General features: G+C 61.8%; 30 protein-coding genes. 23 read left to right on the top strand and 7 right to left on the bottom strand.

Annotation, left to right across the window (positions count from 1 at the left end; all coding sequences use genetic code 11):
* Window positions 1–332: 332 nt before the first annotated feature.
* From AOA61_RS08955 to AOA61_RS08910, 10 genes are read left to right on the top strand one after another with little or no spacing between them, the layout of a single operon-like run.
* Complete coding sequence (locus AOA61_RS08955) at window positions 333–926, top strand: transposase (RefSeq protein WP_032885396.1); 594 nt, start codon at window positions 333–335, stop codon at window positions 924–926.
* A gap of 59 nt (window positions 927–985) precedes the next feature.
* Window positions 986–2,569 (top strand): ShlB/FhaC/HecB family hemolysin secretion/activation protein, encoded by a 1,584-nt coding sequence (locus AOA61_RS08950; protein ID WP_095185993.1) that lies wholly within the window; start codon window positions 986–988, stop codon window positions 2,567–2,569.
* Window positions 2,570–2,593: 24 nt separating this feature from the next.
* Window positions 2,594–4,393: a DUF2341 domain-containing protein gene (locus AOA61_RS08945; RefSeq protein WP_099601618.1), complete on the top strand. Its 1,800-nt coding sequence runs from the start codon at window positions 2,594–2,596 to the stop codon at window positions 4,391–4,393.
* An 11-nt stretch (window positions 4,394–4,404) separates the two neighbouring features.
* Window positions 4,405–4,830, top strand: a complete 426-nt coding sequence (locus tag AOA61_RS08940) for a biopolymer transporter ExbD (protein ID WP_016980095.1) — start codon at window positions 4,405–4,407, stop codon at window positions 4,828–4,830.
* 3 nt (window positions 4,831–4,833) lie between these two features.
* A complete protein-coding gene (locus AOA61_RS08935; protein ID WP_099601617.1) occupies window positions 4,834–5,538 on the top strand; it encodes an energy transducer TonB in 705 nt (234 codons plus the stop codon).
* A gap of 42 nt (window positions 5,539–5,580) precedes the next feature.
* A complete protein-coding gene (locus AOA61_RS08930) occupies window positions 5,581–7,281 on the top strand; it encodes a putative porin (RefSeq protein WP_099601616.1) in 1,701 nt (566 codons plus the stop codon).
* An 18-nt stretch (window positions 7,282–7,299) separates the two neighbouring features.
* Window positions 7,300–7,926, top strand: a complete 627-nt coding sequence (locus AOA61_RS08925) for a DNA repair protein (protein ID WP_099601615.1) — start codon at window positions 7,300–7,302, stop codon at window positions 7,924–7,926.
* 20 nt (window positions 7,927–7,946) lie between these two features.
* Window positions 7,947–8,408, top strand: coding sequence for a YbjN domain-containing protein (locus tag AOA61_RS08920; protein ID WP_032885390.1), 462 nt, complete (start codon window positions 7,947–7,949; stop codon window positions 8,406–8,408).
* The gene (locus AOA61_RS08915) at window positions 8,405–9,346 is read left to right on the top strand and encodes a peptidylprolyl isomerase (protein ID WP_099601614.1); all 942 of its coding nucleotides are present in this window, start codon (window positions 8,405–8,407) and stop codon (window positions 9,344–9,346) included. Before AOA61_RS08920 ends, AOA61_RS08915 begins: the two co-directional genes overlap by 4 nt.
* Before the next feature lie 51 nt (window positions 9,347–9,397).
* Window positions 9,398–10,375, top strand: a complete 978-nt coding sequence (locus AOA61_RS08910; RefSeq protein ID WP_099601613.1) for a LysR family transcriptional regulator — start codon at window positions 9,398–9,400, stop codon at window positions 10,373–10,375.
* A gap of 51 nt (window positions 10,376–10,426) precedes the next feature.
* On the opposite strand, the gene AOA61_RS08905 is transcribed toward AOA61_RS08910, so the two are convergent.
* The gene (locus AOA61_RS08905) at window positions 10,427–11,293 is read right to left on the bottom strand and encodes a LysR family transcriptional regulator (protein WP_032885387.1); all 867 of its coding nucleotides are present in this window, start codon (window positions 11,291–11,293) and stop codon (window positions 10,427–10,429) included.
* Between the two features lie 93 nt (window positions 11,294–11,386).
* On the opposite strand from AOA61_RS08905, the gene AOA61_RS08900 reads away from it, so the two are divergent.
* The 4 genes from AOA61_RS08900 to AOA61_RS08885 are packed head-to-tail and all read left to right on the top strand — an operon-like array spanning window position 11,387 to window position 14,070.
* Window positions 11,387–11,932, top strand: a complete 546-nt coding sequence (locus AOA61_RS08900; protein WP_099601612.1) for a DUF4865 family protein — start codon at window positions 11,387–11,389, stop codon at window positions 11,930–11,932.
* A 51-nt stretch (window positions 11,933–11,983) separates the two neighbouring features.
* Complete coding sequence (locus AOA61_RS08895) at window positions 11,984–12,574, top strand: histidine phosphatase family protein (RefSeq protein WP_099601619.1); 591 nt, start codon at window positions 11,984–11,986, stop codon at window positions 12,572–12,574.
* A 9-nt stretch (window positions 12,575–12,583) separates the two neighbouring features.
* The gene (cobF, locus tag AOA61_RS08890) at window positions 12,584–13,339 is read left to right on the top strand and encodes a precorrin-6A synthase (deacetylating) (RefSeq protein WP_099601611.1); all 756 of its coding nucleotides are present in this window, start codon (window positions 12,584–12,586) and stop codon (window positions 13,337–13,339) included.
* 11 nt (window positions 13,340–13,350) lie between these two features.
* Window positions 13,351–14,070 (top strand): alpha/beta hydrolase, encoded by a 720-nt coding sequence (locus AOA61_RS08885; RefSeq protein WP_099601610.1) that lies wholly within the window; start codon window positions 13,351–13,353, stop codon window positions 14,068–14,070.
* Window positions 14,071–14,217: 147 nt separating this feature from the next.
* Here AOA61_RS08885 and AOA61_RS08880 read toward each other — a convergent pair whose 3' ends face one another.
* The 3 genes from AOA61_RS08880 to AOA61_RS08870 form a co-directional block, all read right to left on the bottom strand.
* A complete protein-coding gene (locus tag AOA61_RS08880; protein ID WP_099601609.1) occupies window positions 14,218–14,772 on the bottom strand; it encodes a hypothetical protein in 555 nt (184 codons plus the stop codon).
* A 72-nt stretch (window positions 14,773–14,844) separates the two neighbouring features.
* Window positions 14,845–16,653, bottom strand: coding sequence for a monovalent cation:proton antiporter-2 (CPA2) family protein (locus AOA61_RS08875; protein WP_099601608.1), 1,809 nt, complete (start codon window positions 16,651–16,653; stop codon window positions 14,845–14,847).
* 107 nt (window positions 16,654–16,760) lie between these two features.
* Entirely contained in the window at window positions 16,761–17,675 is a 915-nt protein-coding gene (locus tag AOA61_RS08870; RefSeq protein ID WP_099601607.1) for an EamA family transporter, read from the bottom strand.
* A 103-nt stretch (window positions 17,676–17,778) separates the two neighbouring features.
* Here AOA61_RS08870 and AOA61_RS08865 point away from each other — a divergent pair, with 103 nt between their 5' ends.
* From AOA61_RS08865 to AOA61_RS08855, 3 genes are all read left to right on the top strand, one after another.
* Window positions 17,779–18,561 carry a helix-turn-helix domain-containing protein gene (locus tag AOA61_RS08865; RefSeq protein WP_099601606.1) on the top strand — a complete coding sequence of 261 codons (783 nt, stop codon included), beginning with the start codon at window positions 17,779–17,781 and terminating at the stop codon, window positions 18,559–18,561.
* A gap of 94 nt (window positions 18,562–18,655) precedes the next feature.
* Complete coding sequence (locus tag AOA61_RS08860) at window positions 18,656–20,209, top strand: DUF726 domain-containing protein (RefSeq protein ID WP_099601605.1); 1,554 nt, start codon at window positions 18,656–18,658, stop codon at window positions 20,207–20,209.
* Window positions 20,210–20,249: 40 nt separating this feature from the next.
* The gene (locus AOA61_RS08855) at window positions 20,250–21,569 is read left to right on the top strand and encodes an Nramp family divalent metal transporter (RefSeq protein WP_032885360.1); all 1,320 of its coding nucleotides are present in this window, start codon (window positions 20,250–20,252) and stop codon (window positions 21,567–21,569) included.
* 1 nt (window position 21,570) lies between these two features.
* Here AOA61_RS08855 and AOA61_RS08850 read toward each other — a convergent pair whose 3' ends face one another.
* Complete coding sequence (locus AOA61_RS08850) at window positions 21,571–22,503, bottom strand: LysR family transcriptional regulator (RefSeq protein WP_095186030.1); 933 nt, start codon at window positions 22,501–22,503, stop codon at window positions 21,571–21,573.
* Window positions 22,504–22,621: 118 nt separating this feature from the next.
* Here AOA61_RS08850 and AOA61_RS08845 point away from each other — a divergent pair, with 118 nt between their 5' ends.
* The 3 genes from AOA61_RS08845 to AOA61_RS08835 all read left to right on the top strand — a co-directional run bounded on the left by AOA61_RS08845 (window position 22,622) and on the right by AOA61_RS08835 (window position 23,827).
* Window positions 22,622–23,110: a DMT family transporter gene (locus AOA61_RS08845; protein ID WP_032885359.1), complete on the top strand. Its 489-nt coding sequence runs from the start codon at window positions 22,622–22,624 to the stop codon at window positions 23,108–23,110.
* A 4-nt stretch (window positions 23,111–23,114) separates the two neighbouring features.
* Entirely contained in the window at window positions 23,115–23,567 is a 453-nt protein-coding gene (locus AOA61_RS08840) for a DMT family transporter (protein WP_099601604.1), read from the top strand.
* A gap of 89 nt (window positions 23,568–23,656) precedes the next feature.
* Window positions 23,657–23,827: a metallothionein gene (locus AOA61_RS08835; protein ID WP_095185981.1), complete on the top strand. Its 171-nt coding sequence runs from the start codon at window positions 23,657–23,659 to the stop codon at window positions 23,825–23,827.
* A 52-nt stretch (window positions 23,828–23,879) separates the two neighbouring features.
* Here AOA61_RS08835 and AOA61_RS08830 read toward each other — a convergent pair whose 3' ends face one another.
* Together AOA61_RS08830 and AOA61_RS08825 are read right to left on the bottom strand one after the other, a co-directional pair.
* Window positions 23,880–24,152, bottom strand: a complete 273-nt coding sequence (locus AOA61_RS08830) for a hypothetical protein (protein WP_032885357.1) — start codon at window positions 24,150–24,152, stop codon at window positions 23,880–23,882.
* Window positions 24,153–24,168: 16 nt separating this feature from the next.
* Window positions 24,169–24,411 carry a DUF6555 family protein gene (locus tag AOA61_RS08825; protein WP_032885356.1) on the bottom strand — a complete coding sequence of 81 codons (243 nt, stop codon included), beginning with the start codon at window positions 24,409–24,411 and terminating at the stop codon, window positions 24,169–24,171.
* 116 nt (window positions 24,412–24,527) lie between these two features.
* On the opposite strand from AOA61_RS08825, the gene AOA61_RS08820 reads away from it, so the two are divergent.
* The 3 genes from AOA61_RS08820 (at window position 24,528) to AOA61_RS08810 (ending at window position 26,544) form a co-directional block, all read left to right on the top strand.
* On the top strand, window positions 24,528–25,292 hold the full coding sequence (locus tag AOA61_RS08820) for a helix-turn-helix transcriptional regulator (protein ID WP_099601603.1): 765 nt from the start codon (window positions 24,528–24,530) through the stop codon (window positions 25,290–25,292).
* 87 nt (window positions 25,293–25,379) lie between these two features.
* Window positions 25,380–25,553 carry a DUF1427 family protein gene (locus tag AOA61_RS08815; RefSeq protein ID WP_081797626.1) on the top strand — a complete coding sequence of 58 codons (174 nt, stop codon included), beginning with the start codon at window positions 25,380–25,382 and terminating at the stop codon, window positions 25,551–25,553.
* A gap of 31 nt (window positions 25,554–25,584) precedes the next feature.
* On the top strand, window positions 25,585–26,544 hold the full coding sequence (locus AOA61_RS08810; protein WP_099601602.1) for a zinc-binding alcohol dehydrogenase family protein: 960 nt from the start codon (window positions 25,585–25,587) through the stop codon (window positions 26,542–26,544).
* Window positions 26,545–26,569 lie beyond the last annotated feature (25 nt).

The raw sequence follows: 26,569 nt of genomic DNA, 5'->3' as shown, positions 1-26,569 counted from the left end.
GGCCCATCGCGGCGGCCCACGGATTCAAGCCGGAGTGCGGGCACACCGAGCCTAGGCGAGGTGCCGAGTGTTGGGGCGAGAGCCTTTTGCTTACTTTTGGGCTCTTCCAAAAGTGAGTCGCTGTAAGAGCGAAACCCTAAGCGGCCGTTACCCAAATAACGGATATGTACTCCCCCCCCACTCCCCCAAAAAAACCCAAAAAATGAAGCTTTCATGACAAAAGTTCGGTAGCCAACCCTTGCCCCCGTCTCTCCTGTGTAACGCGCTCAAGAACACCACGAAGGTGTTCTTAAAGCCGCCAGCAGGACGCCAGGAGTGGGGCAATGGGATCTATGGAACGTTATTCAAAAGTCGGCATGCAGGAGCTCGACCAGCGCCTGTCAAAGATCGTCGAAGCCGCGCGCAAGAAGCCGGTGTCGGTCTATCGCTATGGCGCACCCTGGGTATGGATCGTCTCCCAGGACGATTGGCAGGGCGCCGTGAAGGAAGTCTCCAGCTACATCCCCGCAGGCCATTCCCTGGTGCTACTGCGCCCGCAGATCGACGACGTCCTCGACCAGCACCGCGACTGGCTGGTGGCCGAGCCCTCGATGTTGATCGCACCGCAGACCGTGCTGCAGATCCTGCTGCTGCAACTGCTGTACTCGGTGCCCAGCGAACAGCAACTGCACGAACAGCTCAACTACAACCTGCTGTTCCGCTGGTTCGTCGGCCTGGACCTGAACCAGAAGGTCTGGAGCATTCACGTACTCACCCGCGATATCGCCACGCTGCTCAACAACCCTCGGGCGGTACAGCTCATCCAGAAAATCATCGGTGACGTGTTTTGTGGCGCCTTGCTGCACATGCCGGAGTTCTCGCTGAACTTCGCCTTGCTGCACACCTGGCTGGCACGCCACGGCAACACCTCGATCGCCAGCAATTGAGCCGGCCGAACGCCGTGCCAGTGGCGGCGGCGAACACTTATAGAACGTCAGGGGGCGGTGTGGAGCATCTGTTCAAATCAACGCTGGTGCTGTGCTGCTTGGCGCTGGGGGCCATGGCCCAACCTGCGCTGGCGGAGGACGCAGCGCCGGCACGCAAAGTGGACGTCAACGAGTACTTCGTGCGTGGCAATACCGTGCTTGATGCGGCCACCATCGAGGAGGCGGTGTACCCGTTCCTGGGCCCGCAAAAGACCCTCGACGATATCGAAGGCGCCCGGGACGCCTTGCAGAAGATCTACCAGGCGCGCGGTTACCAGTCGGTGTTTGTCGAGTTGCCGGAGCAGAAGGTCGATGACGGCATCGTCTATCTGCAAGTCAGCGAAACCAAGGTCGGCCGGGTGCGTGTGGTCGGCGCCAAGCATTACTCGCCGGTGGAAATCCGCGAGCAAGTGCCGGGCCTGGAGGAGGGCGCGGTGCCGGATTTTTCCACGGTGCAAACCCAGTTGGCCGGGCTCAATCGCAGCGCCGGGCGCCAGGTTACGCCGCTGGTGCGCGAAGGCCAGCGCCCCGGCACCATGGATGTGGATTTGCAGGTGGAAGACCAGAACCCCTGGCACGCCAGTATCGGCCTGAACAACGATTACAGCGCCGACACCGAGAAGCTGCGCTCGGTCGCGACACTGGGTTACGACAACCTGTGGCAACTGGGCCACAGCATCTCCCTGACCTACTTCACCGCACCCCAGGACACCGACAACGCCAAGGTCTGGTCGGGCTCCTACAGCGCGCCCCTGGATGAGCGCTGGACTTTGCAGTTCTCCGGTTACCAGTCCGACAGCAACATCGCCACCATCGGCGGCAGCAACGTACTCGGTAAGGGCCACTCCTATGGGGTGTCGGCGATTTACAACCTGCCGGCCGCCGGCAATTGGGCCAATTCCTTCTCGTTCGGTATCGACTTCAAAGACTTCGACGAGCAGATGAGATTCGGTTCCAGCAGCGATCAGGTTCCGCTCAAGTACGCGCCGTTCACCCTCGGCTACAACGGCTATCGCTACACCGAACAGTCCCAGTTGGGGTTGGGCCTGAACCTGGTGGTCGGCACCCGTGCGTTCTTTGGCTACGGTAGCGACGCCGAAGAGTTCGATTACAAACGCTACAAGGCCAGCGCCAGTTTTGCCGTGCTCAAGGGCGACCTGAATTACAGCTACACCTTCGCCAACGATTGGCAGTCGGCGTCCAAGGCCGGCTTCCAATTGGCCTCGGGGCCGCTGGTGTCCAACGAGCAGTATTCCGCCGGCGGCGCCACTTCGGTGCGCGGCTACCTGGCGGCGGAACGCACCGGCGACGAAGGCTTGCTGCTGTCCCAGGAGCTGCGCACGCCGTCCCTGGCCAAGTTCCTCGGCAGTTATGTGCAGGAGTGGCGCTTTTATGCGTTCGCCGAAGGCGCGCGCCTGCGTCTGCACGACCCGCTGCCCGAGCAAGAAGACGAATACAGCCTGGCCAGTGTCGGCCTGGGCACCCGCGCCAGTTTGAGCAAATGGTTGTCCGGCAGTCTGGATTGGGGCTACCCGCTGCTCGATGGACCGAACACCCAGAAACAGGATTCGCGACTGCACTTCAGTGTGCAGGCGACGTTCTGACTTTTTCTTCCGGAGACTTCACCCATGCAACGCCTATTTCTGAGCCTGATGATCTGCCTGGGCTTCGCGCTCCCGGCCACCGCCCACGCCTGGTGGCAGGACGATTGGCACTACCGCAAACAGATTTCGGTAGACACCACCGCCCAAGGCGCCGCGATCAATCAGGCTTTGGGCCGTACCGCTCTGCTGGTGCGCTTGCACACCGGCAATTTCACCTTTGACGGGGTCAAGGACGACGGCGCCGACCTGCGCTTTGTGAGTGCCGATGACAAGACCGTGCTCAATCACCAGATCGAGAGCTTTGATCCGTTGATGGGCATGGCACTGATTTGGGTCGACGTGCCCAAGGTCGAAGGCGGCCAGCGCCAGGACATCTGGATGTACTACGGCAACCAGAAGGCCCCGGCCACCGCCAACGGCCAGCTGACGTTTGACCCGAATTACACCGCGCTCTATCACTTTGACGGCGCCAATGCCACGCCGCCACGGGACACCACGGCCTATGCCAACACGGCGCTGAACGCCACCGGCGCGAGCATCGACGGCGTAATCGGCCGCGCCTTGCAGTTCGGCGGCCAGCCGCTGTTGCTGCCGGCCAGCCCGTCGCTGCAACACGCCGCCGGTGGGGCGTTCACCGTCAGCGCCTGGTTGCGTCTGGACCAGGCCAGTGGCGAACAAATCGTCCTGGCCCGTCGCGACGGTGCCCACAGCCTGTTGCTGGGCTTGAATCAAGGCATGCCGTTTGTGGAAATCGACGGCCAGCGCGCCGTCTCGACCCAGCCGTTGAACCCCGGCCAATGGCAGCACTTGGCGTTCACCGCCGAGGGTGAAAAAGTCGCGCTTTATGTGAATGGTCGCGAAACCGCCACGCTCGCCGTCGCATTGCCGGCCTTCAATTCCCAATTCGCCATCGGTGCCGACCTGCCGGAAGCGGGCAGTACGCACTTGCCGTTCGCTGGTGCGATGGATGAGCTGCGCTTGTCCAAAGTGGCGCGCCCGGCCGCGCTGTTGCTGGCTGATGCCAGTGCCCAGGGCGCCGAGTCGAAACTGGTGGCTTACGGGGTGGATGAAGAACAGTCGGGCATGGGCTTCGGCAGCCTGGGCTTTTTGCTCAACGCCGTGCCGGTGGATGCCTGGGTCATCATCCTGGTGCTGGTGGCGATGATGTTCCAATCGTGGGTGATCATGCTGCGCAAGAACCGTCAGGTCAGCCGTGTGAGCAGTGCCAACGAGGTGTTCCGCGAGCACTTCGCGCAGATCGGCACCCGTCTGGAAATGTACGCCGACGACGCGCAACTGGGTGAGCGGCTGACCCATTCCTCGCTGTGGCGCCTGTACCTGGTGGCGGTCAAGGAGATCCGCACGCGCCGTGCCCAGGGCGCAGACACCTCATCGGTGTCTGCGGCCACCATCGAAGCGATCCGCTGTTCCATGGACGGCGTGCGCACCCGTGAGAACCAGGCCCTCAGTTCCAAACTCTCGACCTTGTCCAACGCCATCGCCGGCGGCCCGTACATCGGCCTGCTCGGTACGGTGCTGGGGATCATGGTGGTGTTCCTCGGCACGGCCATGGCCGGTGACGTCAACATCAACGCCATCGCCCCCGGTATGGCGGCCGCCTTGCTGGCCACGGCCATGGGCCTGTTCGTCGCGATCCCCGCGCTGTTTGGCTACAACCGCCTGATCACGCGCAACAAGGAAGTCAGCGCCGACATGCGGGTGTTCGTCGACGAGTTCATCACCCGCCTGGCGGAGATGCACGGCGAGAGCCAGCACAGTGAAGCCGCGCACCGTCGCGAACATCACGCATCGGTTCCGGCCTGAGGAGAATCGCCATGGCTTCCGTAAATACCTCCCACGACGATGACGATGATGCCGCTGTCGACAGCATCAACATCACGCCGCTGGTGGACGTGCTGATGGTGGTGTTGGTGATGTTCATCCTCACCGCCACCGCCCAGGTGTCGGGTATCCAGATTCACCTGCCCAAGGCCAGCGCTTCGGTGTCGTTGTCGGAGGCAAAGACCAAGGCCATTTCCGTCAATGACGGCGGCCAGGTGTTCCTCGACGCTTACCCGGTGACCCTCGGCGAGCTGGAAGAGCGCCTGCGCATCGAGAAAGCATTGAACCCGGATTTCCCGGTGATCGTGCGCGGCGACGCCATGGTGCAGTACCAGAAAGTGATCGAAGTGCTCGACCTGCTGCGCCGATTGGAGCTGTCCCAGGTCGGGTTGGTCACCGGCAAACCGAGCCAGGGCTGAGTCATGACTGCACAGATCCCGATCACGCCGTTGCCGGTCAAGAAAACGCCGAAGCTGCGCCCGCTGAAGTGGGGCGCCGGCCTGCTGCTGGCGGCCGTGGCGGCCTGGTTTTTATGGCAATGGGCCAATGACATGAGTGGCGTACGTCGCGAAGCGCCGAAGGTGCCGACGATTATTCCGTTGCCGCCACCGCCGCCGCCACCGCCTGAAAAGCCCAAGGAACCGGAGCCGCAAGTGGAAGAAAAAATCCCTGAGCCAGTCCCTACTCCAGAACCGGAAGAGGTCAAGCCGGCCGAGGAAGCGCCGCCTTCACCGGCCGATGACCTGGCCAACCCGATGCAGATCGATGGCGACGCCCAGTCAGGCAACGACGGTTTCAACATTGGCGCGGGCAAGGGTGGCGGCATGGCGGGTTCCGGTGGTGGTGGACTCGGTGCCGGCACTTATAAGCAGTACTTGGCCGGGGTGTTTCAACGCCTGCTGCGCGAAGACCCGGCGTTACGCAAGAAGGCTTACACGGTGCAAGCGGACTTGTGGCTTGACGCCGAAGGCGCGGTCACCCGTGCGCAGTTGGCCAAGTCCAGCGGCGATGCCGACACCGATGCCCAGGTCCTCGCTGCCTTGCGTGCGCCCCATGCCACGCAACGGGTGCCGGCCTCGGTGACGATGCCGGTACGCCTGTCCCTCAAGGGTCGGCGTCCAGATTGATCGAATGCTTTTTCAATGGTTTTTTACAGGAGTTGCGTACACATGATTTCCCCCGTGAATCGACTGACCCTGGCGGTTGGCATGGTCATCGCGACCCTGGTCGGCCAGGCGGCGGCTGCTCCGGTTGCCCCTTCGGAAAACGTCACCATCAACCTGATCCGCCTGCTGGTGCAGCAGGGCGTGCTGACCCAGGACACCGCCAACGGCCTGATCGCCCAGGCCGAAAAAGAAGCCTTGCAGGCGCGCCAGGCCAATGCGGCGCCGGTGGTTGCCAGCGGCCCGGCCGCAGCGCCTGGGGATGTGCGGGTGCAGTATGTGCCGCAAGCGGTGCGTGATCAGATCCGTGACCAGGTGAAAGCTGAAGTCATGGCCACCGCCAAGCAGGAAAACTGGGCCCAACCCAACACCTTTCCGGATTGGATCTCACGGGTGAGCTTTGATGGCGATATCCGTTTACGCGACGAATCTCGGTATTTTTCGGGCAAGAACGACGACACCATCACCGACTACGCCAAGCTCAACGATTCGGGCCCGTATGACGTCAATCCTGGCACCAATACGCGTTTCCCGCCGTTGCTCAATACCCGCGAGGACCGTGAGAACCTGTTCCGCCTGCGCGCCCGCCTGGGCATGAAAGCGGTGATTTCGCCGGAATGGACCGCCGGCATTCGCCTGGGGACCGGTTCGGACAATAACCCGGTGTCCACCACCCAGACCCTGGGCGGTGGTTTCGGCAAGAAAGACATCTGGCTCGACCAGGGTTACCTGAGCTGGAAAGCCTCCGACGCGGTGACGCTGACCGGCGGGCGAATCGGCAACCCGTTCTATTCCACTGACATGATGTATTCCAACGACCTCAATTTCGACGGCGTGGCGGCGATTTTCAATCACAGCCTCAACAGCGAGTGGGGCCTGTTCGGCACCCTTGGTGCGTTCCCGGTCGAGTACACCTCCGACACCGCCAGCAGCAACGGCGTCGACAAGCAGGACAGCGAGACCAAATGGCTGTTTGGCGGGCAGATCGGCGCGGACTGGAAGATCAGCCGCAGCAACAAACTCAAGCTGGCCGCCGCGTACTACCAATTCCAGGACATCGAAGGCGAACGTTCCAGCTCGTGCTCACCGTGGGCAGGCCAACCCGGTTGCGACACTGATGGCTCGCGGGTGGCGTTTATGCAAAAGGGCAACAGCGTGTTCAACCTGCGCAACATCACGCCTAACCCGGCCACACCCGGCCTCACGCCGGAGCCGCAATACGTCGGCCTGGCGTCCAAGTTCAATGTGCTGGACCTCAACGCGGTCTGGGACAGCGAGTTGCCCAGCGACTTGAAGCTGCGCAGCCAGGGCAACTTCATTCACAACCTGGCCTACGACAAGGGCGAAATGCTCAAGCGCAGCGAAGGCCAGATCGTCAACAACCTCAACAGCGACGGCCAGTTTGAAAGTGGCGGCAATGCCTTGATGGTCTCGTTCACCCTCGGCAGCGCGCTGGAGATGCGCAAGCGTGGCGATTGGAACGTGCTGGCCGGCTACAAATACATCCAACCCGACGCCTTGCCCGACGGCTTCAATGACTCCTCGTTCCACCTGGGCGGCACCAATGCCAAGGGCTATTTCATTGGCGCCAACTACGGCATCGAAAAGAACATCTACGCCAGCGCACGTTGGTTGAGCGCCTCCGAAGTCTACGGCCAGCCGTTTGAAGTGGATGTGATGCAACTGGAACTCAACACGCGCTTTTGATGCGCAGGGAGATGCCACATGAACACGCGAATCTGCGGGCTGTTGTTGCTGTTCGTCGCCAGCGGCGCTTGCGCCGAAGGCATGGAGGAACGCCTGCGTACCCAACTGCGCAGCACTACCCAGCAATTGCAGGCGTTGCAAAGCGAGCAGGCCCAGGCCAGTGCCGCGCGCATCGCCGCCGAAACCCAGGCCAAGCAGGCCCAGGCCCAGATCAAGCAGTTGACGGCTGAGCTGGAAAAGACCCGTGGCATGGCCGAGCAACTGGCTGGCCAGCAACAAAGCCTGCACAGCCAGGCGCAAGCCCAGGTGAATGCGAGCAACGAGCAGATTGGCAAGTTCAAGAAGGCCTATGACGAGTTGCTGGTGCTGGCCAAGGGCAAGGAAACCGAGCGTGCGCGGTTGCAAGCGCAATTGAGCGAACGTGACACACAAGTGCAGCAATGTTCAGTCAAGAATCAACAAATGTACGGCGTGGCCCAGCAGTTGCTCGCGGCCTACGAAAAAATCGATGTGGCTGAGGTGATGAGTATTCGCCAGCCGTTCGCCAGCAGCACGCGGGTCAAGTTCGAGGAACTGGCCCAGGGTTTTGGCGACGATTTGTACAAGAGCCGTTTTGATGCGCCCCAGGCGGGCGTCACCCACTGATCGACAAGGAAGAACAGACCATGAGCGAATTGATCACCAGCGTTAGCGTCCAGAGCCTCACCGAGCTGTTGCAGGAAGCCGGCTACCGGGTCAACCAATCCGAACAGAACGGCATCGTGCAGTTGCTCAGCGCCAGCCAGGGCATCGGCTTTGCCGTGCGTTTCGGCAACCCGGCGGCGGAGCAGGGCAGCTATGTGGACTTCACCTACAGCTGCGCGCTGCGGGTCCAGGGCGAATTGCCCGAAGGCTTGGCCCAGGTGTGGAATGCCTCGCGCCGTTTTGCGCGGTTGTCGGTGCAGGGTGAATTCCTGTTGATGGAAATGGACGTGGTGGTGGCCGGCGTCGGCGCCACGCACCTGCGCAGTCAGTTGGAATTGTGGGACCGTCTGTTGCAGGAATTCATTGTCTACCTGCGTGAATACAGCCAGCACGCGGCGCAATTGCAGGCCGCTGCGGTTGGGGAAGAGGCGCCTGTCCTGTGAAAAAGCCGACACTGATGGTCGGCGCGGGCGCGTTGGCCCTGCTGGTGGTGGCAGTGGCGTTGAGCCTGCGACCGGGCAGCGACCCGGTGGCGGCGCAACAACCGGCGCCGGTGATCAGCCCTGCGTCAACCGGGCCGGCGGTTGCGCGCCTGGGCAACCAGCAGATCGACCTGCCGGAACTGAAAAACGTGCTCGCCAGCCTGCCGGCTGAGTCCCGCGAACAATTGCGTGGCAACCGTGGCGCCCTGGAAACCTGGATCCGCTCGCGTCTGGCGCAAAAAGCCGTGCTGGAACAGGCCGACGCCCAAGGCTGGCGCCAGCGCCCGGAGGTGGAGCAACAGACCCGCGCCGCCACCGAGCAGATCGTGTTTCGTGACTACATGTTGTCGGTCAGTAAAGTCCCGGCCGATTACCCCAGCGCCGCCGAATTGCAACAGGCCTACGACAGCGGCAAGGCGCAATGGGTGACGCCGCCGTTGTACCGGGTGAGCCAGATTTTCCTCGCCGTGAATGACCCGCAAACCCTCGATACCGTGCGGCGCCAGGCCCAGGAGTTGAGCCGCAAGGCCCAGGCCGCGCCGGCCGATTTTGCGGCCTTGGCCACGCAGTTTTCCCAGGACCCGGACAGCTCCGCGCGCGGAGGTGATTCGGGGATGCAGCCGTTGCAGCAACTGGTGCCGCAAGTGCGCGAGGCGGTGTCGCGACTCAAGGTCGGCGCGGTGTCGGACGTGGTGCAGAGCCCGGCGGGGTTCCATGTGCTGAAGTTGATCGGCCAACAACCGGCGCGCACCGCCAGCCTCGATGAGCTGCGTGAACGCCTGACCCAGGCCCTGCGTGCCCAGCGTCAAGAGCAGATCGCCAAGGCTTACCTTGAAGGCATGCTCAACACCGCGACCTTGAGCATCGACGGCGCCGAGTTGAACAAAGTATTGGAGTAATACCCGTCCACCCGCATTGGATGCCCAGACCAACAAGACAGGGAGTCTCAAATGGCATTACTGGAACCGTCCGGCCCTCAGGGCACCGCCGCCTATCCCGCGGCGGCCGAGCCGCGCAGCCATTGGCTGGCCCTGGCCCATGAGATTGACCCGGAGGTGGCGCGCTACTTTCTGGTGAGCGCGCGCTGCGGCTGCTTTATGCAGGCGGCGCGCAGCCTGAACATCAAGGCGACGCTGCTGCGCAAGCGCCTGGCGCAACTGGAAGAGCACTTGCGCCACGTGTTGTTCAGTTACCAGGGCAATGGGCTGGTGCTCAGTCGGGACGGCCAGCAATTGCAGGCGCAACTGATCGCTCTGGCCCATGAACGACGCCTGCCGGTGGTGGAACAGCCGCTGATCCGCGTGGCGGTGGCCGAACCGATCCTGCATGACATCCTCGGCCGCGATTTGATCGCCTTACTGCGGCGCAACGCCAGCGTGCGCCTGGAGATCATCTCCATCGACAGCCAACTGTCCCTGCAAGCGGTGGACGTGGATGTGGTGGTGTGGCTGTCGGACAGCGACAGCCCGATGCCCGGCCCGGGCTTTGTCACCGAACCGCCAAGGGCCCTGGCGCGCCTGCAGTACTTGCCGCACATTGCCAAGCGCTACTCGCGGCTGACCACGCGCCCGGACAGCGTGGAAGACCTCGCTGACTACATGCTGGTGCAATGGCAACCCGATGCGCAGGTCGAGGCCTTGCAGCCATGGAACCACGTGGTGGAGCAGCGCCTGGCCGCCGTGGTGCAGGTGCATGCGTATTCGCTGATGCTGGAGATGATCCGCTGCGGCGCCTGCATCGGGTTGCTGCCGCACTACATGAGCAGCTTCGACCGAGGTCTGGTGGCCTTGCCGGGGTTGTTGGCCGAGAGCATGCAGCGTCAGGTGTGGCTGGCGGTGAATGCGCAGGTGGAGGATGCGCAGGCAGTGCGGATGATTGTGGAGTTGATCGTCAGCACCTTCGAAGGCCGCCGCGAGTGGTTTGATTGACTGCACATGTTCAATGAGATGGCCCGTAGCAGAGGAATTGCGGGGCTGGTTTCACCGTTGCAGCACACCACGAAAGGTTGCGCTCAGGGCGCGCAACGTTTCCCTGGAGCGTGCGTCACTGATACGGCTGTAAAGCACCACTTCACTGACGGGCAACGCCGGCAACCCATATTGCTCGCTCACCTCCACCGCGCCAGCGGGTGCCACGCGGTGGGCGAGGGCGGCGACGCCGAGGCCGGCGCTGACTGCCGCACCCACGGCCATCACACCGCCGCCGACGAATACTTCGGTCCAGTCGATGCACGCCGCATCCAGTGCGCGTGTGGCCAAGTGGCGAACGCCGCAGGGCGCGGCCATGGTCGCCATGCGCAGTGGCGTGCCGGCGCTGTGCTGCCAGGTGGGCGCGGCGAACCAGCCAAAGCGTTCCACCACCAAGACTTCGCCGTCCTGGCGGTCGCCCTCGTTGCGCACGATGACCGCGTCCAGCTCGTTGCGATCGAAGGCCGCGACCAGGTCGCGGGAGGAGGCGATGCGCACTTCGAGGATCACCAAAGGGTCATAGGCGGCCAGGCGGCTGAGCCAGGCCGGCAAGTCCGGGCCGGCGACATGGTCGCTGATGCCGATCACCAGGCGACGCGGTGCGTGGGTGCCCATGTCGCCCAGCGCGCGTTCATGGGCGTTGAGCAGCGCACGCGCGGCCACGATGAACTGCTCGCCCTGGGGCGACAGCCGCACATGCCGTGGCGTGCGCTCAAGCAGACGATAGCCGAGGCGCTCTTCAAGGCGCTTGAGCTTAAGGCTGATCGCGGCCTGGGAAGTGTCGAGGGCCTCGGCGGCACGGGTGAAACTGCCGAAATCGGCCACCAGTACGAAGGCGTGCACGGTGTCGATGTCCAGAGGTTTGAGCGCGTCAGTCATATCAAATCCTTATCGCACCTATATTCGGTCATATCTTGTTGAAATCATCGCGGATGCGCAAGCTGATACCTCATCTTGCCTGGGAGCTTCCTGATGTTCGCCAAACAGTATTCACACCGCTTACCCGCCGATTACGACATGAACGTGATTCGCCGACGTGCCACGCAGTTGGGGCCGTTGTGGGATCACGCTGAAGGGTTGCTGTTCAAGGCGTTTATCGCCCAGGAGACTGGCGGCAATGTGTATTCCTCGGTGTACCTGTGGGGCGACCCGTTGCAGGCCGCTGACTTTTTGCTGGGGGAGCGTTTCCAGAAAGTGCTCGACAGCTTCGGTCGTCCGCATATCGAGAGTTGGCTGCCGCTGGATGTACAACGTGGCCCGGCGCAGAACGCGCTGAGTCTGTATCGGGAGGAACGGCCGCTGGCGCCTGGCGTGGACCGCGCGGGCATCTTGGCCGATGAGAAACGACGGAATCAGCAGTTGGCGGATAGCAACGACACGTTCGCGGTGTTCCTCGCGCTGGACGTACAAGCGTGGCGCTTGGTGCGGTTTACGCTGTCGGCCAAAACGTTGGATGCCGAGCACCCAGGCACGGGCTACCAGGTGCTCTATCTGGCACAAGGCGTTGCGCCCCAGTGATAACTGCGCCAGTCTTGGTGGCCTTAATCCTTGTCGTTGAAACAATCCGTGATCCAGGCCACCCGTTTGACACTCATCTGCCATGCCGCCACGCCTCTGCAAAAGCGCGGGCGTTTTCCGGACGACGAGGCGGTGGCGATGGATTGGCATGGCGCGGCGCTGTCCCTCGCCGGGCGTTATAAGAAACCCCGGCGTTTGTTGTGCGGGCCGGAAGTGCGTACACGGCAGACAGCCGGCTTGTTCGGCGATGACGCAGGAATCGAAGACGCCCTGCGTGACGCGGATTTCGGCCAGTGGAAAGGCCAGGCCATCAGCCAACTGAATGGCGATCAGTTAAACACCTGGCTCACTGACAGCACGTGCGCACCCCATGGCGGCGAGTCGGTGGATGACGTTTGCACACGTGTCGCGCAGTGGATGAAATCCCTCGAAACCCAACCCGGCCATGTGGTCGCCATTACGCACACCTTTGTGATCCGCGCCGCACTGCTGTACGTCATGCAGTTCCCGCTGTCGATGTTCTACCTCATCGACGTCGAAGCGTTGTCGGCCACTGAACTTCGCTTCAACAAGGTCTGGCGCTTGCGCCTGGAAACTCACGCCCAGGCGCGTGAACATGGCAAAATCCACGCCCCGCAATGAGAGCAACCCATGAAACGCATCCTGATCATCGGCATTGGCGCCGGCAACCCTGACTACATCACGATGCAGGCCGTGAAGGCGCTCAACCGCACCGACGTGTTTTTCCTGATGGACAAGGGCCAGAGCAAAGACAAGTTGATCGACCTGCGCCGCGAGATCTGCGAAACCTACATCACCGAGCCTGGCTACCGCTTCGTCGAGGCCGATTGCCCCGAGCGTGTGCGCGGCGATATCGACTACACCACCGCTGTGCAGGACCTCAACCGCGACAAGCAGCAGACTTTCGAGCGCATGATCAATGAGGAAATGGCCGACGGTGAAGTGGGCGCTTTCCTGGCGTGGGGCGATCCTGCGCTGTACGACAGCACCATCCGCATTCTGCAGGCGATTTTGGCCAGTGGCCGCTGCACCTTCGAGTTCGACGTGATCCCCGGTATCACCAGCGTGCAGGCCCTGGCCGCCCAGCACAAAGTGCCGTTGAACCGCATCGGCAAGTCCGTTGAGATCACCACCGGGCGACGTTTGGCGGCAGGGCAGGCGAGTGATGCCGACACCCTGGTGGTCATGCTTGACGCCGAAGATTCCTACCGTAGCGTGGCCGATCAGGATATGGACATCTACTGGGGTGCCTACCTCGGCACGCCGGATGAGATCCTCATCAGCGGCAAGGTGAGTGAGGTGGCCGAAGAAATCCAACGGGTGCGCAAGGCCGCGCGCCTGGAAAATGGCTGGATCATGGACACTTATTTGCTACGCAAACCCTGAGGTAACGTCCCATGTTCAAACTGTTTGCCCTGGCGCTGACCCTGCTAGCCGGTGCCGCTCATGCCGACGATACGCTGCACACCGACTTGCCGCTGTCGTACCTGGAGCAAACCCAGGGCGATGCGCGCAACCAACCGCTGGTGATTTTCCTGCACGGCTTTGGCAGTAACGAGGAAGACCTGTTTGGCATCAAGGACGCGCTGCCGTCCACGTGGACTTATTTGTCGGTTCGGGCGCCCATGCCGGTCGATTCGAATGGATTCCGCTGGTTTACCAAGACGCCCGGTGACGGCGATTACGATGGTGTCACGGCCGATCTTCAGCGCAGTGCGGGGCTGATCAAGGACTTCGTCGGCAAAGCCACCGCCAAGTACCACACCCAGAGTGATCGGGTGTTCCTGATTGGTTTCAGCCAGGGCGCGATCATGTCGTATGAGGTGGCGTTGCGTGACCCGCAACTGGTGCGGGGGATTGCGGCGTTGAGTGGCAGCGTGTTGCCGGTGCTCAAGGCTGAGCTGAAACCGGATGAGTCATTGGGCAAGCTGGCGATCTTTATTGGTCACGGCACTTTGGACCAGGCGCTGCCGTATGCGTCGGCGACCCGAGCGAATGAGGTGTTGACGGGCTTGGGGTTGAAGCCGGAGTTTCATGGGTATCCGGGGATGAACCACACCATCAGTGAGGCGGAAGTGCAGGACTTGAAGGTTTGGCTGGAAAAAAGCCTGAGGTAAACGCGGTAAATAAATGTGGGAGCGGGCTTGTCGAATCGTCGCACCGCTGCGATAGCGGGGTGTCAGTCAATAGAGATATCGACGGGTCCACCGTTATCGCAGGCAAGCCAGCTCCCACATTGGTTTTGTGTTGCTTGGGAGATCGGGTTATTTACCGCCGGTAATCTGCTTCACCAACGCTGCATGCCCCTTGGCATCATCCGCCCGTGAAATCGCCTGGATCACCAGCAAGTGATTTCCCGAGCCGCCGAGGAAAGTGGATTGCAGCGTCTTGCCACCACCCTGGGTCGCGGTGCTGTCCACCTGGCGCAGGCCCAGGCCCTTGAAGTTCAGCTTTTTCTCGCTTTGCTTCTTGAAGTCAGGCAGCGCTGCGCTCTGGTCCTTGACGAAGCCGGCCACAGCGCCATCGAGGAACTGCGCGTCGTTATCCCCAATGGTTGCCCCGTCTTTACGTACGGTTTCGGCGACGATCACCACACTCTTCGTGGTTTGGTTGGCGTACATCGTGCCTTGGGTATCGGCGGTGCCATCATCCGCCTTGCCAGCCGGCAAGGTGTCGGCAGCGTAGGCCTTGGGCAGGTTGAAGGTGAACTTGCCGCCCAGGGTGGAGATGGTTTGCATGGTTGGCTTGGAGGCGGCGAAGACACTGCCGGCAGTAAGCGCGAGGACCAGCAGGGCGGCGGTCTTGGTGAAAGTGGCCATGAAGCGCTCCAGGGGTGAACGAAATTGCGGCATATTCTGTCAGAATTTTCGCAAGATCGTTCACCCATAGCCTCACACCTTGTCGGACTCTTCCTCAAGTCGGTCCATCTCAAACAGCCGCGCCAACTCTGTCCGCGCTTCCTGAGCGGTCTGCATCACTTTCGCTGCATCGTCGTACACCGCGTGTTGCGCCGCCAGCACTTGCAGGTCGTGGTTCTTGAAGCGCGTGATGCGCGCATCGGCTTGCGCCTGGCTCAAGCCCAGGCCGACCAGGGTGCGGCGGCTCATTTCCAGGCTGGAGTAGAACGTCTCGCGAACGGGCGAGGCGTCCAGGTCCACCAGGCGGTGCACATGCTGGCGGTTACGTGCGCGGGCGATGATTTTCATGTGCGGGTAGAGGGTGCGCACCAGCTCGGCGGTCTTGATGTTGATCTCCGGGTCGTCCATGGCGATCACAAAGAACTCGGCCTGGTCGACCTTGGCCGCGTGCAGGATCTCGGGGCGCTGCGGGTCGCCGTAGAACACCGGCATGCCGCCGAAACTGCGGGTCAGTTCGATGGTTTCCACCGAGGTGTCGAGGGCGATGAACGAGATGTTCTGGGCGCGCAGGATCCGCGCCACAATCTGGCCCATACGGCCCATGCCGGCGATGACCACACGCGGCGCATCGCTTTCGATGGCGCGGTACTCCTCGGGCACTTCCACCGGCTTGACCTTGGGCCTGAACAGCTTCGGGCACACCAGCAACAGCAGCGGTGTTACGGCCATGGAAAGGGTGATGGTCAGCACCAGCACATCATAGAGGTGGGGTTCGAACAGGCCTTGGTCGCGTCCGATCTTGAACACCACGAAGGCAAACTCACCCCCGGCCGCCAGCACCACGCCCAGGCGCAGGGCGCTTTCGCGATTGAGGTCGCCCACCAGTCGGCCAACGGCGTACAGCAACGGTAGTTTCAAGCCGATCAGCAGCAGGGTCAGCCCGATCACCACCAGCGGCGAGCTGAGTAGCAGGCTGAGGTTGGCGCCCATGCCCACGCTGATAAAGAACAGGCCCAGCAGCAGGCCCTTGAACGGTTCGATCTGGGATTCCAGTTCGTGGCGGTACTCCGAATCCGCCAGCAGCAAGCCAGCGAGAAAGGCGCCGAGGGCCATGGACACGCCCACCAGTTCCATCAGCCAGGCTGTGCCGATCACTACCAGCAGCGCGGTGGCAGTGGACACTTCGCGCAGGCCAGTCTTGGCGACGATGCGAAACACCGGCCGCAGCAGGTAGCGCCCGCCAATGATCACCACAGCGATGCTGCCGAGGATCTGCAGGACGTGTTGTACGCCCTGGGCTTCGGTGGTCGGGTGGTCGCTGCCGGCCAGCAGCGGCACCATGGCGATCAGCGGGATCGCCGCGATGTCCTGGAACAGCAGGATGGCAAACGCCAGCCGGCCGTGGGGCTGGTTGAGCTCCTTGCGCTCGGCCAGGCTTTGCAGGCCAAACGCGGTGGACGACAGCGCTAGGCCCAGGCCCAGCACGATGGCGCTGTTCCAGGCCTGGCCAAATACCCAGAGCGCCACTGCGGCCATGACCAGCCCGGTCAACAGCACCTGGGCCAGGCCGACACCAAACACCGCCTTGCGCATCACCCACAGTCGCTTGGGCGACAGTTCCAGACCAATGATGAACAGCAGCAACACCACTCCCAGCTCCGAAAACTGCGCCACGCTTTGCGGGTTGCCTATCAGGCCGAGCACCGATGGACCAATGATCACACCAGCAAACAGATAGCCCAACACCGCGCCCAATTGCAGGCGCTTGGCCAGGGGCACGGTCAGCACGGCCGCGAGCAGGAACACCACGGCTGCTTGTAACAGGTTGCCTTCATGGGGCATTGCGAACTCCAGGATCTTCAAAACCAGTCATCAGGCGTGTATTAGAGCGCTTTTTACATTTTGAAAATTGTGTTTTTGCTGCGTATCAGGCCGATGTGTCGCGGTTTTTAACGGGCAATGCGCTTCTTGCTGAGGTTTCGCAAGGATAGCCCGGCAGGCGCGAGTGTCGATGGCCGGCGGCACAAGCCCACCGCCAACCCGACGATGATGATTGCAATCGAAATCAGGTTCGGCGTGGAAACGTGCTCACCGATGATCAACATCGAACTGCTGATCCCGAACACGGGAATCAGCAACGACAGCGGCGCCACTGTGGACACGGGGTACAGTTTGAGCAGCGAGTTCCAGCCCCAGTAGGCAAAGTGCGTGGCCAGGTACACCTGGAACAGGATGGACAGTATCGCTGCCAGGTCGAGGCTGGCGTTCAAGCCTTCGAACGGGCTACTGCCGTGCATGCACCACGCCATGAGGAACAGTGGAATCGGCGGAAACAGGCTGGCCCATACCATGAACGAGAAGATCTCCTTGACCCCGGACTTCTTGATGATGACGTTGCCCACGCTCCAAGCCAGCGCGCTCAATACGATCAACATCACCCCAAGGACGGCGTGGTTGCCTTCCTGAGTGGAAATGATGCCCGCCAGGCCGCTGAGCGCCAGCAAGGCGCCGACGATCTGCGCCTTGCGGATGTTCTCCTTGAACAGTAAAAACCCCCAACCCATGGTGAAGAACACGCTGAGTTGAATGATCAATGAAGCAATACCAGGGCTCACACCGATCTGGATCCCGTAGTTGATTACGCCCCACATGCCCAGCCCGAAGATAAAACCGTAGGCGGCTACGTAGCTGAACTTGACGGCGGGGCGCTTGATGAAGAACACCAGGGGCAGGGCTGCCAAGGCAAAGCGGATGCCGGTAAGCACAAAGGGATCGATCGAGCGCAAGCCTAATTGGGTGATGGGGAAATTCACTCCCCACACCAGGGTGACGAGCACGGCTAGCGCCAAGTGTTTTTTCAGCATGGAATGTTCCCTAGGTCATGACGCTTCTTTAAGGGCGTTGATGTTAGGGGCAGTTCGATTGGCCCGCTTGCTATGTCAGGTCAACTTTTGACAAGATCGGGCCATGATTCCAGCCTTTGATGTTTCCAGCCCTGACGCCGTGGTGACGCTACGCGAATACCCCAATGGCACTGTTTTCGAGCGGCACACGCACGCGCGTGGGCAGTTCGCCTATGCCTCCACCGGTGCGTTGAAAATGTTCACCGACCTCGGCAATTGGGTGGTGCCGCCGCAGCGGGCGATTTGGGTGCCCGGTGGTGTGCCCCATGAAATGCAGATGCGCGGGGAGGTGGTGATGCTCAATACCTACCTGAACGCCGATGCCGTCCTGCGCGCGGGGTTGCAAGCGCGCTGTCAGGTGTTTGAAGTGTCGCCCTTGCTCAGGCATTTGCTGGAGGCGGCGCTGGCTATCGATCCCTCAATGCCACTCAATGTGAGACATCGCTGCGTGTTGACGCTGTTGATTGATGAGATCGGCGCGATGCCTGAGGTGCCCCTCAGCGCGCCATTGCCTGGCGAACCACGGCTGGCGCGGGCCTGTCAGCGTTTCCTGGAGGCGCCCACGCAAAAAATCACCCTCGACGAGATGGCTGAGTGGTCGAACATGAGTCGACGCACGTTCACCCGCCATTTCCAGGAAAACACGGGGATGACGTTTGTGTCCTGGCGCCAGCAGGTGTGCCTGCTGGAAGCCACTGCACGCCTAAGCCATGGCGCTTCCATCACCGAGGTGGCGCTCGGGTTGGGTTTCAGCAGTTCCAGTGCGTTCACGTCGGTGTTCCGGCGCAACCTGGGGGATTCTCCGGCGCGCTACCTGGCTAACTCAAAGGCTGGCGCGCAGTTCTGAAGCCTTTGCTGCTGCCACGTCGGTCAGGATTCACCTCCCTTGGGCCTTGCCTTTGTTACTATCGCCCACCCTTGTCACCCGGAGTCACCGCCCAATGCAACACCAGTGGGATGAAATGCACCGCACCCGCAAGCCCACATTCCTACTGTGTGGCGAGCCTCAGGGGGACGTGCTCAATCTCTATGTTCACGGTTATTCGGCGTTTTTCAACCGGCAACAACTGGGCAATTTCAAGGCGCAGTTGGCGGGCATCGAAGGCTCCACCAACCTGATGCTGTTCTGGCCCGCGGGGCACTTCCTGGAAAACCTGTTTGCGCCTTTCAAGGACGTGATCGGCGCGATGCTCGGCGGCGGCAGTGTCGGCGCAGCGACCGTCGGTGTGGGCAAGGCAATTGCCTATTTCCTCGACCACTACAAAAGCGTCGAGGCGCGGGTGGACGAAGTGGCCAAGAGTTTGCTGCCGGAGCTGGCGGGTTACCTGCACGGTGAGTCGCTGAACGTGCGGCGTATCAATCTGATCGGCCATTCCCTGGGCGCGCGGATTCTGGTCAAGAGCCTCCTGGCCAGCCCTGAAACCGCGCGTGAACTGCCGTTGGACAATCTACTGCTGATGGGCGGGGCGATCTGTACGTCGAGCCCGTGGGATGAGGTGTCGGCGCCACTCAAGGGCCGGCTGATCAACTGCCACTCCAGCAAGGATTGGGCATTGGCCATTAAGCCGGACACCGAGCGCTGCATTGGTCGTTATGCAATTGAGGTGACGCCGGCACTCAAGGCCAAGATCACCAATGTGCACTTGGCTACCTTCGATCACGCCGCCTATTGGCCGCAATTGCAGACGGTGGTGCAGTACACCGACCTGTTGCACGAGCGGCGCGGCATGATCCGCTCCGACCAGCGCAGCAGCGAGGTGCGCTTTGCCGAGGAGGATGTGGAACTGTTCCCAGCCTTGGTGCAGGCGCGGCCGGATGAGTTGAAATTCCTCGCCGAACTGATGGCGCAAAAGCGCAGTGCATCGATTGATGCCAAGGTGCGCGAGCCGCTCAAACTGGCCATCGAGTTACAGCGCATGGGCGGCGATAGCTTTATGAATCTGGCTCGTGGGCATGGCGTAAGTTATCGCCAGATCGCCGAAGACGTGGCGCAGCGCCTGGGGATCAAGTTTGACGAGTCGCTTGAAACGGTTGCGCTGGCAGAGATCGAAACCCAGGTCGCGCAAAAGCTGATCGAGCAGTACAAGGACAAGCTCAGTAATGCCGACCGGCAGGTCTTCGACGCGGAGCTCAAGGCGGCCGCGCAAAAAGAGCAGGGCCTGTTCAAGCGTTTCGACGTTGGGCGCTCGGCCACCACGGCTTTGAGCGGCACGGCGCTGGCGGGGCTGACCGGGTTTATCCTGCGTCGTGGGGCGGCCTCAGCGATTCCGGTGGTCGGGCAGGCACTGGCGGCCGCGATGCTGCTGGTGAGTGGTGTTCGGGCGTTTTCCGGTCCGGCGTATTCGATTACGACCCTGGCAGTGTTGGTGATCGGTGTGATTCGACAGCGCATGGAGCGTGAGGCGCTGAACCAGGAGATGGACCTCGTGGTGCAGGTGGTGGAAGCGTTTGACCTGCCACGGGACACGGTGATGCGCACGGTCGCGTCCGACTGATAAGCTGCGCGCTGTCGAGTGTGTTTGCCTGGGATACCGCGTGAAATTCAGCCTGCCGAAAATTGCTACCGCCCCGTTCTGCCCGCCGGAAGTGGCGGGCTCTGTCGCCGTTGATCCCAAGGCGTCGTTCTTCAAGCGTGCCCTCATGTTTGCCGGCCCCGGCCTGTTGATCTCCATTGGCTACATGGACCCGGGCAACTGGGCTACGGCCATCGAGGCCGGTTCGCGCTACGGCTACAGCCTGCTGTTTGTGGTGCTGCTGGCCAGCCTGGCGGGGATGGCGGTGCAGTGCCTGTGCTCGCGACTGGGCATCGCCACCGGCAAAGACCTGGCGCAACTATGCCGCGAGCGCTACAGCAAGCGCTCCGCCCGCACCCAATGGGCGTTGGCGGAAATCTCCATCATTGCCACCGACCTGGCCGAAGTGCTCGGCTGCGCCTTGGCGTTTCACCTCCTGCTGGGCGTTTCCCTGACGACCGGTATTGTGATCACGGCCTTTGACACGCTGCTGATCCTTGCCCTGCAAAACCGAGGCTTTCGCCGCTTGGAAGCGATCATGCTGGCGTTGGTGGCGACCATCGGGGTGTGTTTCTTTATCGAGCTGGTGTTGATCAAACCCTATTGGCCGGACGTCTTCAGCGGCTTCACGCCGTCACTGTCGGCCATCAGCGATGCCGCGCCGCTGTACCTGGCCATCGGCATTCTGGGCGCTACGGTGATGCCCCATAATCTCTACCTGCACAGCTCAATCGTGCAGACCCGCCTGATCGGTAAAGACCTGGCCAGCAAACAGGACGCGGTCAAGCTGGCGCGCATCGACACCATCGGCTCCCTGGCCCTAGCCCTGCTGGTCAATGCCGCCATCCTGGTACTCGCCGCCGCCGCATTCCACAAGACCGGCCACACCGACGTGGTGGAAATCCAGGATGCTTACCACCTGCTCGATCCGTTGGTGGGTGGCGCCTTTGCCAGCATCCTGTTCGGCGTCGCCTTGCTGGCGTCCGGGCAAAGCTCGACGTTTACCGGCACCATCGCCGGACAAGTGATCATGGAAGGCTACCTGAACCTGCGCATTCCCTGCTGGCAGCGGCGCCTGATTACCCGGGGGCTGGCGCTGATCCCGGCGTTTCTCGGGGTGTGGCTGATGGGTGACGATGCCATCGGCAAATTGCTGATCCTAAGCCAGGTGGTGCTGAGCCTGCAGCTGCCGTTTGCGCTGTATCCGCTGATTCGCATGACTGGCGACAAGCAACTGATGGGACCGTTTGTGAATAGCCTGCCCACCAGGGTGTTGGTGTGGTTTCTATTTGTGGTGATCAGTGGGGCGAATGCTTGGTTGATTGGGCAATGGGTGTTTTGAGTCAGCGATCCCAATAAGGCACCGCCCCAAAACACTCCACAAAGTAATCAATCACGGTCCTCACCTTCAGCGACAAGCGCCGGCTCCCTGGCCACAACGCCGCAATTTGCTGCGGCTCCAGCGTGGTCGCCACTTCGTACTCTGTCAGCACCGCGTGCAACGTGCCGGCGCGCAAGCTTTCGCCGATCAACCAGGATGGAAACACCACCAGCCCCAGGCCTTGTTCGGCGGCGTGGGTGAGGGTGTCGGCGTGGTTGCCAGTGATCGGGCCTTTGACGCTGTAGGGCGTCCAGTCGCCCTGGTCGCGGCGGAAAAACCAGCGTTGTTGGCCGGTGATGCCCTTGTACGCCAGGCATTGGTGGTTGATCAGTTCATCGGGGTGCGAGGGTGTGCCGTGCTTCGCCAGGTAAGCAGGGCTGGCGGCGATGCGAAAGCGCTGGGGCGCAAAGATACGGGCCTGCATGCCGGAGTCGTTGAGCACGCCGATGCGAAATAGCAGGTCGGTGCCATCTTGCAGAGGGTCGACGTAAGTGTCGGTTTGCTGGATATCCAGTTGCAGCTTGGGGTAGCGGCGGCACAACTCGCCGAGCCAGGGTGAGAGGTGACGCTGGCCGAACACCATCGGCGCATTGATACGCACCAGGCCGCTGGGCTCGCTTTCCTGTTCCTGCAGGGCCTGGCCGGCGGCTTCCAGTTGTTCGAGCATCAGGCGCGCGTGCCGCCCTAGCAGGCGCCCAGCCTCGGTGGGGCTGACGGCGCGGGTGTGCCGATACAACAACTGTTGCCCCAGGGCCTGCTCCATTAATTGGATCTGCCGCGAGATCGAGGAGGGCGCCAGGCTTTCGCGGCGCGCCACTTCGGAGAAGCTGCCGTGGTCCAGCACTGCGACGAACAGGCGCAGCGCCTTGAAACTCAACTCGTTCAAACCCTGCATCATGGCTCCAAGCTGTGCGTTTTGCGCAAAGGTGTTGTTGGCATGCTCCCATTTATCGCACAGGACGGCCACTGGATAATGCGCGCCATTAATCCATTTGTTGATGCGCAGGTGATGTATGCAGGCCAGTTCTATCGAGGGTGTGGCGAACGCCACGCCGAAAAAAAACCTTCTGCGGTTGCTGTTGTTGCCGCTGGTGATCCTCGCCGGTATGGGCTTGTCGGTGGAGGCCGGTTTACTCGGCCCGTTGGGCGTGCAGGTGGGGCACCTGTGGGCGACGTTGAGCATCTTCGGCGTGGGCTCGGCGATTCTGTATTTGCTGCTGCTGTTCAGCGGTCCGCAAAAAGGCCCGGCGCTCACGGACTTGCCGCGCTGGCAGCTGATCGGCGGTTTTCTGGGGCCGATGTACGTGGTGGTACTGACCCTGGCCACGCCGCACATCGGTATTGCGATGACCATGATCGCGATACTGTCGGGACAGGTGGGCAAGAGCGTTTTGATCGACCATTTCGGTTGGTTCGGCACGACGCGCAAGCGAGTCAATGGAGAGCGCTGGATCGCGCTGGCGTTGATTGTGGTGGCACTTGTTCTGATCGCACGAGGGTAAGACGATGAATCTGATTCTGTTGTTGGTACTGGTCATCGCGGCCGGTGCGGTATTGAGTGTGCAGGCGGCGATCAACGGTCGCCTGGGCCAGACAGTGGGTGTGTTGCGCAGCAGTTTGCTGACCTTTGCCGTAGGGGCGCTCACCACCGCGCTGTTGATTTTCTTCTTTGAACCGGCACAGGCGTTGAGCCTCTTGGACGTGCCTAAATGGCAGCTGACCGGCGCGCTTTTCGGCGTGGTGTACATGATGGTGATGGTCGGTGCGGTGCCGGTGGTCGGCACGGCGGTGGCCACTGTGGCGGTGATCACCGGGCAGTTGGGCATGGGCATGCTGATCGATAACTTCGGCTGGCTGGGCAATCCTGCCATCGAATTGTCGGGCGGTCGCATGCTGGCGATGGTGTGCCTGGCGCTGGCGCTGATGTTCATGTATCGCAGCAATACGCGCACCGACTGATGGTTTGAACGATCTGCGTGAGCCGGCAGTCATTGCTTAAGGTGCCGGCGCTCGCCGTACCGAGACGACCATGATGAAGGAGTCTGACCATGCCAGATCAAACCTGTGCCTGCCCACACTGCAAATGTGTATTGGGTGTCGAAGCGGTGATGAAAGACGGTAAGGGCTATTGCTGCCAGGGCTGTGCCGAACACCATGCCCATGGTGAACCCTGCGCTGCGGCTACGGGCTGCGAGTGTGCCAAGTCGGCCAACGGTTGAATGCGGTGGGAGCGGTCAAAACCGTTCCCACATTTGATCTATCTGTTAGCTGCTATTGGGTTTCCAACTCCAGCCGGAGGCTATGGTCAGACAGGCGCTGCCGACCTCTGACCACCCCGCTGGTCCGCCGCCCCTCCAGGGCAAACACCACCGTTTTCGCTGCATGCAGATCATCCGGGAGCGGCTGGAACACCTTCAGCACCAGTCTGTCGGGTTTGCGCTGCACGCTCACCTGGCATTCCACATGCCTGGCCAGTGGGCCAAACAGGGTGTCCTGGGTGTAATCAATCCGTGCCTTGCCATTGACCTGGCCGCATACATTCATGGGTATCTCTCCTTGATCAAGCCTGGGCGCGCGCGTCCGAGCGGCGCCATTGCACGTTGGTGATGCCGAATTTCTCGGCCTGAACCTGGCTGGTCTTCTTGACCTGCTCCCGGGCGAAACGGCCAATACGACCGACGCCGGCATCGCAGCTTGCCCAATGCCAAGCTTCGGCGGCATCGAGTTTTTCCAGGCGGATAATGAATGACTTGGCCTCGCCATGGAGGGTGTAATCGATCACAAACAGTTTTGCGTTATTCATCGGCCCATCAACCCTGGTGGTGTAAGCAAGTGATCGCCACGAACGCCAAAAATTCACTCGGATTGTCGGGCGGTGGTCATTACCATGGTGGCTCATCCTAGACTGACGTACGTCCCATGGCCCTGGCCGCGCCACCTGACCTCAGTGATCACGCTGTCCCCGTGCAACCTCTGGCGCGTACTTACCCGCGTGGGTGGTATGTGGAACCCCACAGGCACGAGTGGGGCCAATTGCTTTACGCCATGAGCGGCGTGATGTGGGTCGAGACCCCACGCGAAGCCCTGGTGGTGCCGCCACAGCGCGCGGTATGGCTGCCGCCGGGTGTCGAGCACGGGATTCGCGTAGTGTCGGATTTGCAGATGCGCAATATCTACCTGCGTCCTGCCTTGGCGGCGACGCTGGACAGCCAGGTGCAGGTGATTGAGGTCGGTGGGTTGCTGCGCGAGTTGATCGTCACGCTGGTGGAGGAGGGCGATAGCGGCGACGGTGCGTATTACGACGCGGTGGTCGGCCTGGCCATGTTGGAGTTGCAGCGGGCGCGTCGCTCCCGGATCCGCATCGCCATGCCGATTGAAGCCGACCGTCGACTGATCAGCGCGTGCCAGGCGGTCATGGCTGCGCCTTCCCTGGTGATCCCCTTCGAGCAGCATGCCGGGGTGGCCGGTGCCAGCGTGCGTACCCTGGCGCGGCTGTTCCAGAACCACTTGGGCATGGGGTTCGCCGAATGGCGCCGGCAAGTGCAACTCGCCACGGCGGTGGCGGAGTTGATCCAGGGCCAGTCGGTCAGCGGGATTGCGCGGTCCCTGGGCTATTCGCCGAGCAGCTTCAGCGACATGTTCCGCCGCGAACTCGGTGTGGCCCCTTCGCACTACACCGGCTGAGGTTTGGCCGAAATCCTGAAGCAGTTGGCCGATGCCAGCGGGAGGGGCTCCCTACACTGAGCCACCAACCCACACGGCGCTGCCCCCATGAATTACTTGATCTCCCTCGCCATTGGCCTGTTTGTCGGCGTGATTTATGGTGCGCTGGATTTTCGCTCACCCGCGCCGCCGGCCATCGCGCTTGTCGGCCTGATGGGCATGTTGATCGGCGAAAAACTGTGGCCCATGGGGCGACAGTTGGTCAGTGCCTGGTTGTCCTGAAGTCTTTTTCTTTTCGATGGATGTACTGCCCATGAAAGCCCTGCAATTTTCCGCCACTGGCGATCTCAATGCCCTCAGCTTTATCGACGTTCCCACTCCGGTGCCGGGCGCTGATGAAGTGTTGGTAAAAATCCAGGCTGCGGGCCTCAACCCCAGCGATGTAAAGAACGTGCTCGGTCGCTTCCCTTACACCACGCTGCCACGCATTCCTGGTCGCGATTTTGCTGGCGTGGTGGTTGAAGGCCCGCAGGCATTGGTGGGCCGGGAAGTCTGGGGCACCGGCCGCGATCTTGGGTTTTTTGCCGATGGCTCCCACGCTCAATACCTCACGGTGTCTGCCAAGGGCGTGGCCCATAAGCCTACGCATTTGAGCTTTGCCCAGGCGTCGAGCCTGGGTGTGCCGTACACCACCGCTTGGGATGCGCTGGAGCGCAGCGGTGTGGGCAAAGGCACGCGGTTGATGGTGATCGGCGCCAACGGTGCCGTGGGGAGTGCGGCGTTGGCCCTGGCGAAAATCCGTGGCGCCCGGGTGCTGGCGGCGGTGCGCAGGGTTGAGCAGGTCGAGGTTTTGCAAGCGCAAGGTTTCGAGGCGATTAGCCTCGCTAAACCGCAAGACTTGGGTACGCAAGTGAATGCCGTGTTCGCAGGCGGCGCCGACGTAATCTTCGACACCACCGGTTTCTGGCTGCCTGCCGCCGTGGCGGGTCTGGCGGCTTTTGGCCGTATCGCCATCATTGCTGCGCCCGTGGACGGTCATGTGCAATTGCCGGCTCTGGCGCTGTACCGCAAGGGAGGTTCGGTGGTGGGGATCAATTCATTGCTCTACAGCTGCGAGCAGTGCGCGGTGATGCTGGAGCAGTTCGGGCGCTTTTTTGATGAGGGGCTGCTGCCGCTGCCGGTCGGCCTGCGTGAAGTGGCGCTGGCCGAAGGGGCGCAGTGCTACGAAGACGTGAACCAGGGCAGTGCAGACAAAATCATCTTCCTGCCCTGATACGATCCCGTAGACGCCGGCTTAC

The sequence above is a fragment of the Pseudomonas sp. 2995-1 genome, assembly GCF_002742505.1.
Taxonomy (GTDB): domain Bacteria; phylum Pseudomonadota; class Gammaproteobacteria; order Pseudomonadales; family Pseudomonadaceae; genus Aquipseudomonas; species Aquipseudomonas sivasensis.
This window is presented reverse-complemented; position numbering and strand designations above follow the sequence as displayed.